General features: G+C 73.9%; 12 protein-coding genes. 3 read left to right on the forward strand and 9 right to left on the reverse strand.

Annotated elements, in window-relative coordinates; genetic code table 11:
- Nucleotides 1-131 precede the first annotated feature (131 nt).
- Nucleotides 132-1,895 (forward strand): serine hydrolase domain-containing protein, encoded by a 1,764-nt coding sequence (locus JEK78_RS01265; protein ID WP_200262242.1) that lies wholly within the window; start codon nucleotides 132-134, stop codon nucleotides 1,893-1,895.
- A 49-nt stretch (nucleotides 1,896-1,944) separates the two neighbouring features.
- Here the strand turns inward: JEK78_RS01265 and JEK78_RS01270 are convergent, their stop codons facing one another.
- A complete protein-coding gene (locus JEK78_RS01270) occupies nucleotides 1,945-3,513 on the reverse strand; it encodes an NAD(P)/FAD-dependent oxidoreductase (RefSeq protein WP_200262243.1) in 1,569 nt (522 codons plus the stop codon).
- A gap of 191 nt (nucleotides 3,514-3,704) precedes the next feature.
- Between JEK78_RS01270 and JEK78_RS01275 the strand changes: the two genes are divergently transcribed.
- Together JEK78_RS01275 and JEK78_RS01280 are read left to right on the forward strand one after the other, a co-directional pair.
- On the forward strand, nucleotides 3,705-5,432 hold the full coding sequence (locus JEK78_RS01275; RefSeq protein WP_200262244.1) for a thiamine pyrophosphate-binding protein: 1,728 nt from the start codon (nucleotides 3,705-3,707) through the stop codon (nucleotides 5,430-5,432).
- Nucleotides 5,432-6,013 (forward strand): carboxymuconolactone decarboxylase family protein, encoded by a 582-nt coding sequence (locus JEK78_RS01280; protein ID WP_200262245.1) that lies wholly within the window; start codon nucleotides 5,432-5,434, stop codon nucleotides 6,011-6,013. Before JEK78_RS01275 ends, JEK78_RS01280 begins: the two co-directional genes overlap by 1 nt.
- A gap of 67 nt (nucleotides 6,014-6,080) precedes the next feature.
- Here the strand turns inward: JEK78_RS01280 and JEK78_RS01285 are convergent, their stop codons facing one another.
- From JEK78_RS01285 to JEK78_RS01320, 8 genes are all read right to left on the reverse strand, one after another.
- Nucleotides 6,081-7,724: a DHA2 family efflux MFS transporter permease subunit gene (locus JEK78_RS01285; RefSeq protein WP_242483223.1), complete on the reverse strand. Its 1,644-nt coding sequence runs from the start codon at nucleotides 7,722-7,724 to the stop codon at nucleotides 6,081-6,083.
- 40 nt (nucleotides 7,725-7,764) lie between these two features.
- On the reverse strand, nucleotides 7,765-8,928 hold the full coding sequence (locus tag JEK78_RS01290; protein WP_200262246.1) for a hypothetical protein: 1,164 nt from the start codon (nucleotides 8,926-8,928) through the stop codon (nucleotides 7,765-7,767).
- A complete protein-coding gene (locus tag JEK78_RS01295) occupies nucleotides 8,925-9,521 on the reverse strand; it encodes a hypothetical protein (protein ID WP_207187883.1) in 597 nt (198 codons plus the stop codon). Before JEK78_RS01295 ends, JEK78_RS01290 begins: the two co-directional genes overlap by 4 nt.
- Nucleotides 9,522-9,691: 170 nt before the next feature.
- The gene (locus JEK78_RS01300; protein WP_200262248.1) at nucleotides 9,692-12,007 is read right to left on the reverse strand and encodes a beta-ketoacyl-[acyl-carrier-protein] synthase family protein; all 2,316 of its coding nucleotides are present in this window, start codon (nucleotides 12,005-12,007) and stop codon (nucleotides 9,692-9,694) included.
- The gene (locus JEK78_RS01305) at nucleotides 12,007-13,047 is read right to left on the reverse strand and encodes an aminomethyltransferase family protein (RefSeq protein ID WP_200262249.1); all 1,041 of its coding nucleotides are present in this window, start codon (nucleotides 13,045-13,047) and stop codon (nucleotides 12,007-12,009) included. The genes JEK78_RS01300 and JEK78_RS01305 overlap by 1 nt, the downstream gene beginning before the upstream one ends.
- On the reverse strand, nucleotides 13,044-15,125 hold the full coding sequence (locus JEK78_RS01310) for a GNAT family N-acetyltransferase (protein ID WP_200262250.1): 2,082 nt from the start codon (nucleotides 15,123-15,125) through the stop codon (nucleotides 13,044-13,046). Before JEK78_RS01310 ends, JEK78_RS01305 begins: the two co-directional genes overlap by 4 nt.
- A gap of 155 nt (nucleotides 15,126-15,280) precedes the next feature.
- Nucleotides 15,281-15,805: a 3-hydroxyacyl-ACP dehydratase FabZ gene (fabZ, locus tag JEK78_RS01315; protein WP_242483224.1), complete on the reverse strand. Its 525-nt coding sequence runs from the start codon at nucleotides 15,803-15,805 to the stop codon at nucleotides 15,281-15,283.
- A complete protein-coding gene (locus JEK78_RS01320) occupies nucleotides 15,802-16,098 on the reverse strand; it encodes an acyl carrier protein (RefSeq protein ID WP_200262251.1) in 297 nt (98 codons plus the stop codon). The genes fabZ and JEK78_RS01320 overlap by 4 nt, the downstream gene beginning before the upstream one ends.
- Nucleotides 16,099-16,150: the final 52 nt, after the last annotated feature.

The raw sequence follows: 16,150 nt of genomic DNA on the forward strand, positions 1-16,150 counted from the left end.
GCTGACACCTCATCAGATGATCTAGGGTGCGTCCGGTGGACCGAGCCTCCGACACGCGACTCCCCGGGGGCGGTCCCACCGTGAGGGGGCGTTCCGGGCGATACTCACACCCCCGACCTGGAGGCACCTCGATGGCGGACGACGCGGCGCGTGGGCCCAGTCGCCGGAACCTGGGGGCGCTGGCGCTGGGCGGTGCCCTCTGCCTCGCCCCCCTCACGGCTCTCCCGGCCGCGGCCGATCCCGGTCCGCCACGCCGGACGACACTCCGCTACGGCTCGGCCCGCCGCGCCGGTCTGCTCGACACGCGGTTGCGGGAACTGGTCGCCGCGGCGGTCTCGTTCCTGGGCCCCTCCCCCGAACATCCCTGGTACGCCGGGGCCGTCCTGCTCGCCGGCCGCGGCGGCACCGTGGCGTTGCACCGGCCGATCGGGATGGCGGTGCGCTATCGGGCGTACGACGAGAAGACCGACAGCGGGATCGAGTTCCCGCCCGGAGAGCGGATCCCGACCGCCCGGGACACCGTGTTCGACCTGGCGTCGCTCACCAAGCTCTTCACCTCGCTCCTGGCGGTGCAGCAGATCGAACGGGGTCGGCTCCGGCTCACGTCGCCGGTAGCCGCGTACCTCCCGGAGTTCGCCCGGGGGGGCAAGTCGGACGTCACCGTCCTCCATCTGCTGACCCACACCTCCGGGCTGCGCCCCTGGATCCCGCTGTACTCGGCCCCCACTCGCGAGAAGCGGATCGGGATGGTCCTCGACGAGGAGCCGACCGACCCCCCGGGCGCCGTCTACCGGTACTCCGACCTCAATCTCGTCGCGCTCCAACTGGTGCTGGAGCGCACGACCGGGCGAGGACTGGACGTTCTGCTGCGCGAGGGGATCACCGGCCCCCTCGGCATGGGGACGACGCGCTACAATCCGCCGGCCTCCTGGCGGCCGAGGATCGCCGCGACGGAGGACGCCCGCGGCCCCTGGTCCGGACTGGAACGCGGACTGGTCTGGGGCGAGGTCCACGACGAGAACGCCTTCTCCCTGGGCGGAGTGGCGGGCCACGCCGGGATCTTCTCCTGCGCCCGGGACCTGGCCGTGCTCTGTCGGACACTGCTCAACGGCGGATCCTACGGCCGCGCCCGCATCCTCGCTCCCGCCTCGGTGGCACAGCTGTTCACCGACTTCACCACGGAGTTCCCCGGGCACGGCCACGGCCTCGGCTTCGAGCTCTACCAGCACTGGTACATGGGGGCGATGGCCACCCCTCGCACCGCCGGGCACACCGGGTTCACCGGCACCTCGCTGGTCCTGGACCCGACCACCGACACCTTCCTGGTAGTGCTGGGCAACTCGGTCCACCCGGTCCGCTCCTGGCGTTCCGGGTCCGCGCCGCGAGTGGCCGCCGCCGACCGGCTGGCCCGCGCCGTCGCCGTGCGCCCGCCGGGGGGAGGGGCCGCCTGGTTCTCCGGGATGGCCGGCCCGGCGACGCTGGCCCTGCCCCCGCTGGACACCTCCGGGGGCGGGGCCACCCTGCGGTGCGCCCTGTGGTGGGACACCGAACCGGACTTCGACTTCGTCCTGGTGGAGTCGAGCTCCGACGGCGGAACGTCGTGGCGGGCGGTGCCGTTCACGACCGAGCGCCCGGGGTCGGCGCCCCGGGAACACCCCGACGGTACGGCCGGCGGGTACGCCGGCCGGGTGTGGCACCGGCTCGCCGCTCGGCTCCCCTCGGCCTCCGGTCTGGCCCTGAGGTGGAGGTACGTCACCGACCGGCGGCTCCACGGGCGCGGTGTCTACGTGGACGCCGTCCGGGTGGACACCTCCGGGCGCACGCTCTTCGACGAGACCCGGCCGGCGGACGCCGCCCGCGTCACGGCGGCCGGTTGGGTCCGCTCGATCGACTGAAGCCAGGCTTCCGCCCGCGCGGAACCCGGGCGATGCGGCTCTCGCCGCGTCAACTCCCGGTGCGTTCGAGGACGGCCATCGCCGCGTTGTGTCCCGGCACCCCGCTGACCCCGCCGCCGCGGACCGCTCCCGCGCCGCACAACAGCACGTTGGGGTCGTCGGTCTCCACACCCCAGCGTCCCATGCCGGGCTCCGCGTAGGGCCAGGACAGGTCTCGGTGGAAGATGTGACCACCGGGCAACCCCAGATCGCGCTCCAGATCAAGGGGGGTACGGGCCTCGACGCAGGGACGGCCCAGCGCGTCCGTGGCCAGACAGTCCGCCAGCGGTTCGGCCAAGTGGGCGTCGAGTTGGGCGAGGGTCGCCCGCAACAGGTCTTCGCGCACGGCGTCGTTGTCAGAGACGAACAGTCGGGCGGGCGTGTGGAGGCCGAACAGAGTCAGGGTGTGGTGGCCCCGCAGGGCGGGGTCGGGACCGATCACGCTCGGATCGGTGAGCGAGTGACAGTAGAGCTCCGAGGGCGGTCGCGTCGGCGGCTCGCCCGCCGACGCCCGGGCGTGGGCCTCGGCCAGTTGCGCGTATCCCTCGGCGACATGGAGGGTTCCGGCGAAGGCCTCGTGTGGGGCGACGGAGTGGTCGCGCGGCCGAGGGAGCCGGGTGAGGAGCATGTTCACCTTCAGCTGCGCGCCCTCGGCGGGTTCGGGCGCGGGGCGGCCGGTCAGCGCGGCCAGCTCCCGGGGCGAAGCGTTCACCAGGACGTGTTCCGCCGCCACGACCCCGTCGGCGTCCGCCGTGCGGTAGGCCACCTCCGCGGTCCGGCCGTCGGTGTCCACCCGCACCACCTCGTGGCCGGTGGCGATCACGGCCCCCGCGGAGCGGGCCGCCTCGGCCAACGCGTCGGTGAGCGCGCCCATGCCCCCGACCGGCACCTGCCAGGCGCCGGTGCCGCCGCCGATGACGTGGTAGAGGAAGCACCGGTTCTGCCGGAGCGACGGGTCGTGGGCGTCGGCGAAGGTGCCGATCAACGCGTCGGTGAGGACGACGCCCCGGACGAGGTCGTCGTCGAAGTGCTCCTCGATCGCGGCTCCGAGCGGCTCCTCGAAGAAGGCCCGCCACGCCGTCTCGTCGTCGACGCGCCGCCGAAGCTCCGCCCGGGAGCGAAGCGGCTCGGTCAGGGTCGGGAAGACCCGCTCCGCGAGCCTCCCGGTGCGGGCGTGGAACCCTCGCCAGGCCGCGTACTCGCGGTCGGAGCCGGTCAGGAGGGCGAAGGACTCGCGGGTCCGCGCCTCGCCTCCGCCGACCAGCAGGCCGGTGGGACGGCCCCGCCGCACGACCGGGGTGTAGGAGGAGACGGCTCGCGGCCTCACCCGGAAGTCGAGGGAGAGGTCCCGTACGATCTTGTCCGGCAACAGACTCACCAGGTAGGCGTATCGCGACAGGCGCGCGTCCACACCGGCGAAGGGGCGGGTCGAGACGGCGGCGCCGCCGGTCCGCCCCGAGCGCTCCAGCACCAGCACGGCCCGCCCCGCGCGGGCCAGGTAGGCGGCTGCCACCAGGCCGTTGTGACCGCCACCGACGATCACGACGTCATAGCCACGGGTGCCCGGGTCCTCGGCCATGGCCCTTGATAGCACGCGGCGAGACGACGCCGCCAGAACGCCTTCGCCGCCGGGTCGCCCCTCCCCGGAGCCCGGCGACCGCGACGGCGGACGCCCCCGGCCCCGGGCGGGCGGCGGCCCGCCGGGCCGACGAGACACACCCCGGGTGCGGGATGCGCGACCGGGTCGGCGCCGGGGGCTAGATTCCCGCCATGGACGGAGCCACCTGCGTCGTGGACGCCCTCGCGGCCGAGGGAGTCGATCGTCTCTTCATGGTCCCCGGGGGCTTGAACGATCCGTTCATGCCACCGATGACCGGGACCCGGGGTGTCCGCACCCTCGTCGCCGCCCACGAGGGTGGAGCGGCGTACATGGCCGACGGCTACGCCCGGGCGTCCGGGCGGCTCGGAGTCGCCTTCGGCATCGGTGGGCCGGGGGTCACCAACATGGTCACGGCACTCGCGGCGGCCAAGGCCGACCGATCCCCGCTCCTCGTCGTCAGCGGCGAGGTCGCGACCGGGACCGAGGGGCGTGGCACCTTCCAGGACGCCAGCGGGGCCGCCTTGGACGACATCTCCGTGCTGCGCCCGGTGACGGCGCGCAGCCTGGGTGTGAACGCCCCGGAGAACCTCCGCCCCCACCTTCGGGCCGCGGTGCTCACCGCCTTGCGCGAACGGGCCCCGGTGCACCTGTCGCTTCCGCTGGACGTGCAGCGGAGCCGCCAGTCGGGGGCGTGGACGCCGCTTCCCGAGGCCGCGTACCGGCCGCGGGTGATCGACCGGGCGGCCGCGGACGCCGCTCTCTCGGTGTTCTCGTCGGACACCACCGGTACCCCCGTCGCGAACGTGGTCTTCCTCGCGGGTCCGGGGGTGGGCCACTCGGGCGCGGAGGCGGCGTTGATCGCCGCGGCGGAGCGCTTCGAGATCCCGATCGCGACCACCCTCGGCGGGAAGGGACTGGTTCCGGAAGACCATCCGCTCGCGCTGGGGGTCTTCGGCTACGGCGGCTCTCGCTGGGCGACGGAGGCGATCCTCGATCCCGCGGTCGCGGTCCTGATCGTCGTCGGTTCGGGGCTGACCCAGCGGGACACCCTGAACTGGGACCCGAAGATGCTGCCGTCGTCCGAGCTCATCCACGTCGAGTCCGATCCGGCCCTCATCGGGCGCACCTGGCCGTCGAGTCGTCCGGTGACCGCCGGCCCGGCGGTCTTCCTCGATCGGCTGGCCCGCGTCGATGGGCCGACCGCCGTCGGGCTGGAGGCGGGGCGCGGCGAACGCAGGGCCTTCCTGCGTGAGGTGCGTGCCCGCGGACCCCGGACCTACGGGACCGCGGACACCGGCAGCGACGCCGAGCCGATGCACCCGGCCCGCCTCCTGACGGAGGCCCGCGCCGCCAGCCCCCGGGGCACCGTCCTCGCCGTGGACTCCGGCGCGCACCGCGCCTGGTGCTCGCAGTACTGGCCCAGCCATGGCGGCGGCGACTACGTGTCGCTGACGAACCTGGCCCCGATGGGCGGGGCCATCCCCCTGGGGATCGGCGCGAAGATCGCGCGTCCCGAGCGTCCGCTGGTCGTCGCCACGGGTGACGGCTGCATGTTGATGCACGGGATGGAGTTGCACACGGCGGCCCGCTACGGTGTCCCCCTCGTGGTGCTCGTCTTCGACAACCACGCCTACGGGAACATCTGGTACCGGGCCGAGCGGATGGGTGCCGGTCCGGAGGAGCTGACCGACATCCCGGGCCTGTCGTGGCCGGAGTTCGCCCGCTCGATGGGCGCCTCGGGGGTCGCCGTCACCACGCCCGGGGAGGTGGGCGAAGCGGTGGCCCACGGCCTGACGCTGGACGGCCCGTTCCTGATCTCGGCCCGGATCGACAAGCGGTTCCCCACGCCCGTCGCCCCGTGGCGCGAGGCCGTGGCGGAATGGGAGGACAGCCACTGATGGCCGTGCTCCCCGACCCCGTTCCGCACGCCTCCGCCGAGGTCCGGGCCGAGATGGCACGGATGGCCGGCGTGCGCGGCCACGCGGACGGCCGCACCCGGCTCGCCGAGGTCTACGTGGCGATGTTCAACAATCCCCCGGTCGCCCGGGCCGTCGGCGGGCTCGGGGAGCTGCTGCGGTTCGGCGGCGTACTGCCGGACGACCTCCGCGAGACGGCGATCCTGCGCCTGTCCGCGCGGCGTCGTTCGGACTACGAGTGGGCGCACCATGTGCGCCCCGCCCGCCAGGCGGGTCTGACTCCGGCCCAGATCGAGGCGCTCGCCGACGCGGGCGTGCCGCCGGGGCTGGGTCCGCGACGGCGCCGGGTCGTCGAGACGGTCGACCACGTGGTGGAGGACCGGGAGATCCCGGAGGACCTCCAGTCGGCGCTGGTCGAGGACATCGGGGTCGCGGGGGTCGTGGAGGTCGTCGCCCTCTGCGGGGTCTACGCGCTCATGGGCTACATGACGACCGCCTTCGCCGTGGCGGTCGAGCCCGGTCTCCCGACACCTCCCTGGCGGGCGGGGGAATCGTCCGCCTGATGCCGGGGACGGCCGACGGGTAGGGGGTGCCCCGGCGCGGTCTCGTGGCCTACCCGCCGGCCGCCGCTCACCCGGCGGCGGTCCTGCGGGCCTCGCGTCGGTCCGCGACGAGCAGGGCCAGGGCGGGGATGAGGGTGAATCCGTAGATGGCGAGCAGCCAGCCGAAGGAGTAGGCGAAGGCGTCGGGGGTCAGGCCGTCGAACCGTTGCGCTGCCCGGGTCAGGACCACCGTGCCCACGGCCAGTGCCACGGACCCCCCGATGCGCTGGATGAGGTTGAGTTGCGAGGAGGCGTCGGGGATGGACTCCGCGCGGATGGACTGGAAGGCCCTGGTCATCGCGGGGACGATGGTCAATCCGGTGCCCAGGCCCCGGACCGCGAGACTCACGCAGAGCAGGAGATAGGGCGTGGTCGAGGTCAGGCCGGTGAGCGGCACGGTGGCGACCATGGTGAGCACGACGCCCACGATGACGGTGCCGCCCCCGCCGATCCGCCGCATCAGGACCCGGCACAGCCAGGACGCCGTGACCACGCCGATGCCGCCCGCGGACATCAGGAGTCCGGTCGTCACGGGCGTCTCGCCCCTGGCCGCCTGGAAGTACAGCGGGATGAGCATCATCGGCGAGTACAGGACGAAACCCAGGCAGAAGATGTTGACGGCGGCCGTGCGATAGACGTGGTGGGCGAACAGGCGCACGTCCAGCAGGGGGAAGGGCGCGCGCAGTTCGCGGACGACGAAGACCACGCCGCTGACCGCGGCGAGCGCCAGGGGGACGAGCAGGTTCGGCCGCAGGCTCCACGCGATCCCGGCGAAGGCGTGGACGGCGAGGACCGTGGAGACCGTGAAGGTGGCGGAGGAGAGCAACCCGACGACGTCCAAGGGCTTGGCCCGCCCGGCCCGCCGAGGATCGTCGGCGACTCTCCGCAGGGTCACGATCAGGAGGGCGAGGCAGATCGGGACGCTGACCGCGTAGACCGCGCGCCAGCCTCCCGCCTGGACCAGCAGTCCTCCGATGGTCGGTCCCAGCAGCGGACTGATCAGCATGACGCTGCCGTTGAGACTTTGGACGCGGCCCAGTCGCTCACGGGGAACGCCCCGGGTGAGGAGGATGGTCGACGCGGGGACGAGCACGCCGGCGGCGGCTCCCGACACGGCGCGGGCGGCGATCAGCTCGGGCAGCCCCTGGCTGAGCGCGCAGGCCACCGAGCCCAGCATGAACAGCCCGGTGGCCGCCGCGAAGACGCGTTTGACGCCGAAGCGGGTGGCCAGCCAGCCCGTCGCCGGCATCAACGCGGCGAGCGCGATGAGGTAGGTGGTGACCACCCACTGGACCTGGCTGATGCTGCCCAGGTGGGCGGCTGTGTCGTGGAGGGACACGTTCACGATCGTGGTGTCGAGCAGGGCCAGGAAGTTGCCGGTGATCGCCACGGCGAAGGTCAGGCGGTTGGGGGCGGGCGGCGGCGGGGACGTCTCGGGTTCTCCCGTAGCCGAGGGGGCGCCGTCCTCGTCGGGCGGGGCGGGCCCGGTCGGCGACGGCTCCGGTCGCTCTGCTTCCGCACCCGCCACCGGACCGGCACCGGACTCGGGGGGCGCCGAGGGGGAGCCGGTCTCGGGGTGGGTGGAGGAGCCGGGCGCGAGGGGGGGACCGGGGGTCGCGGGGGACGCGGCCGAGCCGTTGGGCTCGGCGTCGCTCTGTTCGGTCGTCGACATACGGGGACGTCCTTCGGGGTCCGCGGGGGCCTGGGCGGGGTCAGTTCGCACGGCCCAGCTCGTCCTCGACGGCGTCCAGGAGGGCTTGCGCCGCCGTGCGCGCGCCGGGTCGGTCTCGGCACGCCAGGGTGAGTTCGGTCGCTTCGCCCACCTGGCAGGCGCTCAAGAACATCTCGACGTAGGGCACGAGCATGGGCAGGGTGTAGAAGGTGGTGGTCCGGAACGCCTCGGTGCGCAACGCGTCGATGTCGATCGTGCCGTGATCGGAGACGATGGCCGTCCCGGGGAAGCGGGAGCCGTCCGGCGCCCGGGCCTCGCCGATGGTGTTGGCGAAGGGGTTGTTCCTTCGGAAGTCCCGGCTGAGGGAGGCGACCTCGCGTTTGCGGACCAGGGCCCGGAGCAGCTCTCCGTGGAGTCGCCTCCAGTCGTCGTCGCGGTGGAAGTCCACCACCAGTTGGGCGGTGAGGTTGGCGCTGGAGCGCACCGAGGGGTCGTGCCGCCGCAGGTCGACGGGGACGATCAGTCTGCCCCCGTCGCCCGCGACGTGCCGGGAGAGGACGGCCGCCACTCGGGCCGTGACCGCGGGAGGGTGCCCCGCCGTCCGCCGTCGGATCCAGAGGGGGGTCCGCCCCGGCGGGCCGGTGCCGAGCAGGGCGGGCTGTGGTGCCAGCCGTCGTGGCGGGGCGACGGCGGCCACCGGCCCGGCGGCGGTGCGGAAGTGGCCGTCGTCGGTCTCCGAGGGGGCGCCGAGGGGCTCTTGGCCGCGCAGGACGCGGAAGACGTCCTCGATCCACTGACGGAGTCCGCGCCCGTCGGTGACGATGTGGCTGGCACGTACGACGAGGCGGGAAGGGGTTCCCGAAACGATTCCGACCTCGCAGACCGGGCCGGTCACGACGTTCAGGTCCCGATGGAAGAACGGGTCGTCGAGGTCCGTGGACGCGGGGAGTTCCACCACCGGGGGGTAGGGGCCGTCGGCGCGCCAGGCCGCGGCCCGTCGGCGGACGGCCAGTCCCGGGTTGGCCTGTGTGGCGAGGCGCACGGCCGCGCGCAGGGTGTCGAGACCGATGCGGCCCTCTCCCTCCACGACCATCTGGATGAGTTGGGGGCACCCGGCCGCGCCGGCGGTGAGGTAGCCGCGTTCGATCTGGGAGATGCGGCGGGTGTAGGGCCGTCGGGCCGGGGGGGCGGTGGTGGCGTTCATCGTGGGTCCAGGGTGGTCGGGTCTTCGGTGCGGGTGACCGGCGCGGTGGGGGACGGCCGCCACCACCACCGGATCCGCGCGCGCCGGGCGCAGACCAGAGCCAGGTGCGTGCCGGAGGCGAGGGTGGTGGAGCACACCAGGTAGGGGTGGGTGTCGATGGGGCGCCATCCGGGTGTGCGCTTGGGCAGGCGCACCCCCGCGAAGGTCTCCTTGGTGAGCGCGGAGGCCTTGATCAGTGCCTCGCACTCGCCGAAGTCCCGCAGGTCGGCGGGGCCCGGCCGGTCGAGCAGGGCGCCCAGCCACCGCAGTGCGCCGGGCCGGTCGCGTTCGTCCTGGAGGTCCACTCCGACGTGCGGGCCGGTGGACCTGGCCACGACGGCGAGGGCGCCGCAGTGCGACACCGAGAGCCGGGTGCCGAGCGCGGGCACTTCCCAACGCAGATGGCGGTCGCGTACGAGGTCTCGGGGGTTGACGGTCGCGTCGTCGAGCACCTCCAACGCGTCGATGATCAGTGAACGGCCGGAGGGGGTCGTGGGGCGTCCCATCCGGTCGCGTGGCGCGTGGGGGTGACGGGTGATCAGGCAGTCGATCACCGGCTCCGCGCGGCGGGTGCCGGGTCGGGCCGCGCGTGGGGCGGCGCCTTGTCGCGGGCTCACGCCTGCCGGGCGCGCCGGGTGTGCTGTCGAGTGGTGCACGCTGTACCTCCGTGGCCGGTCGCTTCGGCTCCGGCTCGGTGCCCTCGGTGCCGGGCCGAGGGCACCGGTCAGGACGCCGGGTCCAGGACGGCCGCCGCGTAGCTGCCGCCGTAGGCGAAGCTGGAGAGCAGGATCGGTCCGGGCAGGGGGGCGCCTCCCAGGGCGGCCACCAGGCCCAGCGCGGCGGCGCTGCCGTAGGTCTCGCCCAGGAGTGCCTTGGGGGTGGCCACCGGGCGGTCGGCGAGGCCGGCCAGGCGCAGGGCACGCGCCTCGGCCGTGTCGACGAGACCGAAGCCGGAGGCCGCCGAGACGACGGTGCCGATGTCCTCGGCGGCGGCGCCCGCCTCGCGCATCGCCGCGCGGAGCGCGCGCGCCCATGCCTCGCCGTCACGGCCGATCCTGCCGATGCCGACCGGTTCCCCTGCCGCGCCGAACCCTCGCACCCTGGCGAGGGTGTCCGCGCCGCGCGCGGCGGCGGCCTCCGCGCTCTCCAGCAGGATCGCTGCGGCTCCCTCGGTGAGGACGGTGCCGGTACGGCCTCCGGGGACGACCCGCGGGCCGCCGGCGTATCCGGGAAGATGGGCCTGGGCGGCGAGGACCTTGTGGGGGAACTCGTCGGCGACCACCACCATGATCCGCTCCGCGGCCCCCCGGGCGACGACCCGGGCCGCCAGGTGCAGGGCGAGGAGGGAACTCGTCCCGCCGTTGGCGATGGTGGCGGTGTAGCCGCGGTACCGGTGCAGCATCGCCACGTGTCCGGCCGCCGCGTTGACCACGGTGTTGGCGAAGAGCGCGGGGTTGGCTCCGGCGATGCCGTGGCGCAGCACGCCCTCGTGGAACTGGAGCACCGAGGTGTAGGGGCCGTAGCCGGTGGCGAAGACGATGCCGGTCGCCTCCGCCTCGGCCCGGGAGGGTTTGCCGTGCCTGCCGTACAGGTCGGCGACCGCGGCGGCGGCGAGCAGGCTCAGGGGGTCCATCCGACGGGCACGGCTCGGGTTGATCGCGCGAGCCGCGGCCGAGGCGTCGACCCGCCCGATCGGCACGTCGCCGACGCCGTCGACGTGTTCTCGTCCGGTGTAGCAGGGGCGTCGGTCGCCCAGGGTGGCGATCAGGCCCGCGGTGTCGGCGGCGTCGCCGGCCAGTCCCGCCACGCCCGTGACCACGACCTCGTGGCGCGGTTCCCGCCTGGGGGTCCCCGCGCCGACGCGACCGGGACGGTTCAGGACCACCGAGGCGTTGTTCCCGCCGAACGCGAAGGAGTTGGACAGCACGACGTCGGCCGTGCCCTCTCTTCCGGCGTCCGGCACGATGTCGAGGCCGGAAGGGGCATCCAGTCCACGGGTGTTGATGGTCGGCGGCAGGACGCCGCGGTCGATCGCCAGGGTGCTGACGACCGCCTCCACGGCACCGGCGGCGCCGAGGGTGTGTCCGACGATCGACTTGGTGGAGCTGACCGGCGGGATGTCGGGGCCGAACAGCTTCTTGACCGCCTTGGGTTCCGAGGAGTCGTTGGCCGGGGTCCCGGTCCCGTGCAGGTTCAGGTAGTCGACGTCCTCGGGGCCGAGTCCCGCGGTCCGGAGCGCCTGGTCCATGGCGGCGCAGGCGCCCTTGCCGCTCGGGTCGGGCGCGGTCTGGTGGTGGCCGTCGCAGGTCAGCCCGTAGCCGCCCAGTTCGGCCAGGACGCGTGCCCCGCGCCGCGCGGCGCCCTCGGCGGGTTCGAGCAGCACGAAGGCGGCTCCCTCCCCGAGGGTCAGGCCGGTGGAGGCCGACATCGGGGAGCAGGGTTCGGGGTCGAGGGCGCCGAGTGAGCTGAACCCGTAGGCGGACAGGGAGGCGAGCGGGTCCACCCCGCCGCACAGGACGTAGTCGACGTCCTCCCGCCACAGGAGTTCGGCGGCGTAGCCGAGGGCCACGGCGCTGGCCGCGCAGGCGTTGGAGAGCACCACGCGGGGGCCGCGGAGATCGAATTCGGCGGCGATGTGGTCTCCCACGCAGGGCAGCACGGAGGCGGCGGCCCGGGGGGCGTCGACCTCGCCCGCCCGGACGAAGTCGGCGTGGACACCCTCCAGCGTGGGCATCGCGCCCAGGCTGGAGCCGACGACGACGGCGACGCGTTCCCGGTCGACCGTGGACAGGTCGAGGCCGCTGGTCCGCAGGGTCTCGCGGATCGCGGTGGTCGCCAGGGCGTAGCAGCGGTCCAGGTGCTCCGGCTGCTCCCCGGTGATCATGCCCGCCCAGTCGGTGAGCAGTTCGGAGGTGTCGAACAGCGTGTTGGCGCGGATGCCGGGGACCCCGGCCACGATGGAGGACCAGCACTTCTCCAGGTTCTCCCCGGCCCCGGTGATCAGGCCCAGGCCGGTCAGGGCGATGGTGGGGGCGGCCATCACGAGATCCTCGTCGTCAGGGAGCGGGCGACGACGCGCGGGAGGGTCACGGTGGCGAGAGGACGCTCGTCGCCCCGCTCGTCGACGGCGGCCAGGTCCAGGCCGGGAACCCAGAACGGCGCGTCCAGGAGGGCGTACACGAGTTCCTCGTCCCGGTCGGCGGAAGGGGCCTGCCACAGGACGGTGCCCACGGTCTCACCGGCCGCGCGGACGGCGGTGCCGGCCGCGAACCGGCCACCGGCCGGCGAGACCAACGCGGTCAGTCGCGTCCCCTCGGTGGTCGGTCGTTCCAGTCCGTTCGAGCCGCGGAAGTCGCCCAGGCGGCCCCAGTCGACCATCCACGAGAGGTCGGCCCGGTCCACCGTCAGTCCGGGGAATCCCTCGGCGCACTGCGCCATGCCCGCCTCGGCGCGCACCCGGTCGAGCCCGTCGCGGCCGACCTCGTTGCCGCCCTGTTCGGCGACCGCAGCCGAGACCGCCTCGTGGGCGGCCTCGGGAGCGTCCGAGAGCAGCAGGTATCCGTACTCTCCGGTGGATCCCACCCGCGCCATGTGGGCGACGGCGTCGGGCGCGCCCGGCACGGTGGCCTCCGTGACCGCGTGCAGGGGCAGGCCCGAGATGTCGAAGTCGACGAAACCGGCGGCCACCGCCCACGCGGCGGGGCCCTCGAAGGCGACGGCGCCACGCCCCTCGGGCTCGACCTCGACGGTGACGCCAGGCGGCACCTCGGCGCCTTCCAGGTGGGCGCGGATCTCCTCGGCGGTGACGCCGGTTCGCGGTATCAGCCAGGAGTCCTCGCCGACCTCGCAGTGCAGCAGGATCGCGAACGGCGTCCCGTCGTCGCCCAGTGCCAGCGCCTCGCGGACGGTGTCGGGCTCCACGAAGTCCGCGGACTTGGTCAGCAGGGTGTCCAGCAGGGACAGCCTGTCGTCTCCGGTCAGACGCACCAGCGGCGCGTCGATCCGGTAGGCGCCCACGGAATTCCGGACGGTGGCGTAGTCGTCCGCGGCGGTGCGGGGGGTGGCGTCGATGGTGGTCATGGGGTTTCCCTTCGGAACGGGGGTGTGGGGGCGGGTCGGACGACGGGTTCGTCGTGGACGGACAGGTGCCAGGTGCTCTCCCGGCCCACCGGGGACACGCAGCCGATGAGGAGGCCGGAAGGGGTGGAGCGGATGGTGATCTCGCTGCCGTCGGGCAGACCGGGCGAGGGGCGGCAGTCCAACCAGCCGCCGTCGGAGAGACGGACGGCGGCGGTCGTGGCCCACACCTGCCGGAAGTCCGACGAGGGCAATTCCCACCGCGCGCCCGCCGAGTCGAGCACGACGGAGGTGCGGCGGGGGGTGTTGGGGGTGATCCACAGGACGACGTCCGCGTCCTCCTCCCCGTCGCGGTGCCCGGGGGTGCGCACATCGACCCGGAGGGGTTCGGCGGGGTCCTCGGGCGCGTCGATCTCCCAACCCGCGCCCGATCGCGGGCAGCGCAGGCCCAGGGGTCGGGTCTGCTCCCAGGCGGCCCGGGACACTCCCCAGCCGAGCCCGGTGGACCGGTCGAACCGCGGACGCTCGGTGGTCACCCACATGCTCGCGGACCAGTGGGGGTTGCAGGCGAACGCGCGGGCGCGCGGGCCGGGCCCGCGCAGGACCCTCGTCGTGCCCTCCGTCCAACGGGTCACGCCGCCGACGGACGCCGCGACGTCGACCCCGCGGCGCCCGGGCCGGGCGGAGGCGCGGGCGGCGGGTGGCGCGGGGGCGACACGAGTGGCCGGGGCCGGCGTCGCCGGGACCGGGCGAAGGACCGTGCGCAGCCGGGCCACCCCGTCCGCGCCCGGTTCCAGGGACCGCTCCAGCAGGGTGCTGTGGACCAGCCGCACCGGCTCGCTCACCGGAAGCCGGATCTCCGTCCTCGCTCCCCGCCACACCAGTTCGCCGCCCGGCGCGACCTCCTGCGACGCCGCCGGCACCTCGGAGGCGTCGCGGACTCCGACGCCGAGGCCCAAGGGGTGTCGGCGTCCGTCGGGATGGGCGAAGACACCCTGGCGGAGACCGACCGTCTGGAAGAGCCGCCCCGGCGGGGTGGCGAAGTAGAAGTCCTGCCGCAGGACCCCCTCGTCGTCGAGGCCGACCGTGCCGACCAGGCGCTCGTCGCCGGATCCCTCGGTCACGCGGACCCCGCCCGGCACCCGGACGACGTCCAGGTCCCGCGGCGCTCCCTCGCGCCACCCGGCCCGACGACCGGGCCAGGTGGAGACGAACACGGGGCCGCGGTGCCCGTCGTGCCACACCCGGACCGTCGCGTCCTCGGTGTCCACGTCGCAGACCAACTCGCCGGCCGCGAACCGGTACGGAGCGGACCGTCGCGGCGCGCGGACCCGGTACGGGGGTTCCGCCGGGCGCAGGGCCCGGGCGGTGCCGTCGGGACGGACCAACACGGCCTCGCGGACCGCCCCGCGGTCGACGTCCACGCTCGCCTCGATCCGGAACTCCCCGAGCAGGAGGGCGTAACGGACGGTGCGAACTCCGTCGACCGGGCGGACGTCGGAGAGCAGGTCGCCCTCGCCGGACTCCACGAGCGTCGCGAAGCTGGTGACCTGTCGCAGGGCCGCCCGTGCCTCCTCGTCGAGGTCGGGGACCACGCTGCGCAGGACGAGCGGAATGTAGTTGTGCAACTCGACGTTGCCGTCCTCCCCCGGGGTGGTCGGGCCGACGGAGACACATCCGACCCGCCGGTAGAGGCGGAAGGCGACGGCGTTGGCCGGATCGACGGTGAGGCGGAGGACGAGGCAGCCGGAGCGCATCATCCACTCGACCGCCTCGGTGAAGAGTCGGCCGGTGAGGACCCCGTTGCGATAGGCCGGTGCGACGAAGAACATGTCGGCGATCAGCTCGCCGGCGCGGGCGGACCTGCGTCCGGTGTTCCCGAACAGTCCGAAGGTGCCCACCACGCGTCCCTCGTCGACGGCGACGAGGAACGTGCCCGTGTCGCGGTCGGCGAGTTCGCGCGCCAGTTGCTCGCCGGTCACGCCGCCCGCCACGGGGTTGGGGTTGTCGCGGTGGCGGTTGAAGAGGTCGGCGATGCCGGTCGCGTCGCCCTCCTGGTACGGGCGGATCGTCGGGGACATCCCACACCTTCCTGTCGTCGTTCGGATGCGTCCGGGTGGACCTTCCGGGCGGGGCTCTCCCGCGCCCCGGTCCGGCGTCGGAGGGGTCCGGGCGACCGGGGTCCGGTCGCCGGAACGCCCCCCTTCGCGATGGGCGGAGCCCTCGCGGACGGCCCTCAGCCGCGTCCCGTGGTGACCACCAGCGAGCCGGAGGCCGCCGTTTCCCGGTCGACGCTCGCGCGGACGGTGACGCGGCGAAGTCCGCCGAGCCGTTCACCGAGCGTGGCCTCCAGGGTCAGCCGGTCCCCGGGCACGACGAGCCGGGAGAAGCGCATCCGGCTGATCGAACCCAGGTAGCCGACGTTCCGCGAGACGTCGGACGAGTCGGTGTCCGACCCCGCCGACTCGATGATCTCGGCGACGTAGACGACCGCCACCAGTTGGGCCATCGCCTCGACGATCATGACTCCGGGCATCACCGCGTGGTCCGGGTAGTGCCCCGCGAAGTACGGCTCGTTCACCGAGACGCTCTTGACCCCTCGGCCGGACACCCCGGGGACCACGTCGTAGGCGCGGTCGATCATCAACATCGGCCAGCGGTGCGGCAGCATCCGCTTGATGTCGTCGCAGGAGTAGTCGCGCGTCCTCGCTTTCGGCGCCTCGCGCGCGGGTCCGCCCGGCGCGGAGGCGACGACCGTCACGGCCGCGCCTCGCGCGCCTCGACGAAGTCGACCAACGCGTTGACGGAGCCGAACGCCTCGAAGTCGTCGTCACTGATCAGGACGGCGTACTCGCTGTTGACCATGACGACGATCTCCAGGGTGTCCAGCGAGTCCATCTCCAGGCCCCGCCCGAAGAGCGGTTGGTTGTCCGAGACGACGGCCGGCTCCACGTCCAACCCCAGACGATCGATGATCATCGACTTGATCCTCATGTTCTTCTCCAGGCGCGCCTGTGCGCGGGCGCGGACTTCGTCGAAGGTGGCTACGGACACGGGAGGCTCCCTCTGTTCGGATGTGATGGGACGTCAGTGCGGTCTGGGGTGG

The organism is Streptomyces sp. HSG2, assembly GCF_016598575.1.
Classification (GTDB): domain Bacteria; phylum Actinomycetota; class Actinomycetes; order Streptomycetales; family Streptomycetaceae; genus Streptomyces.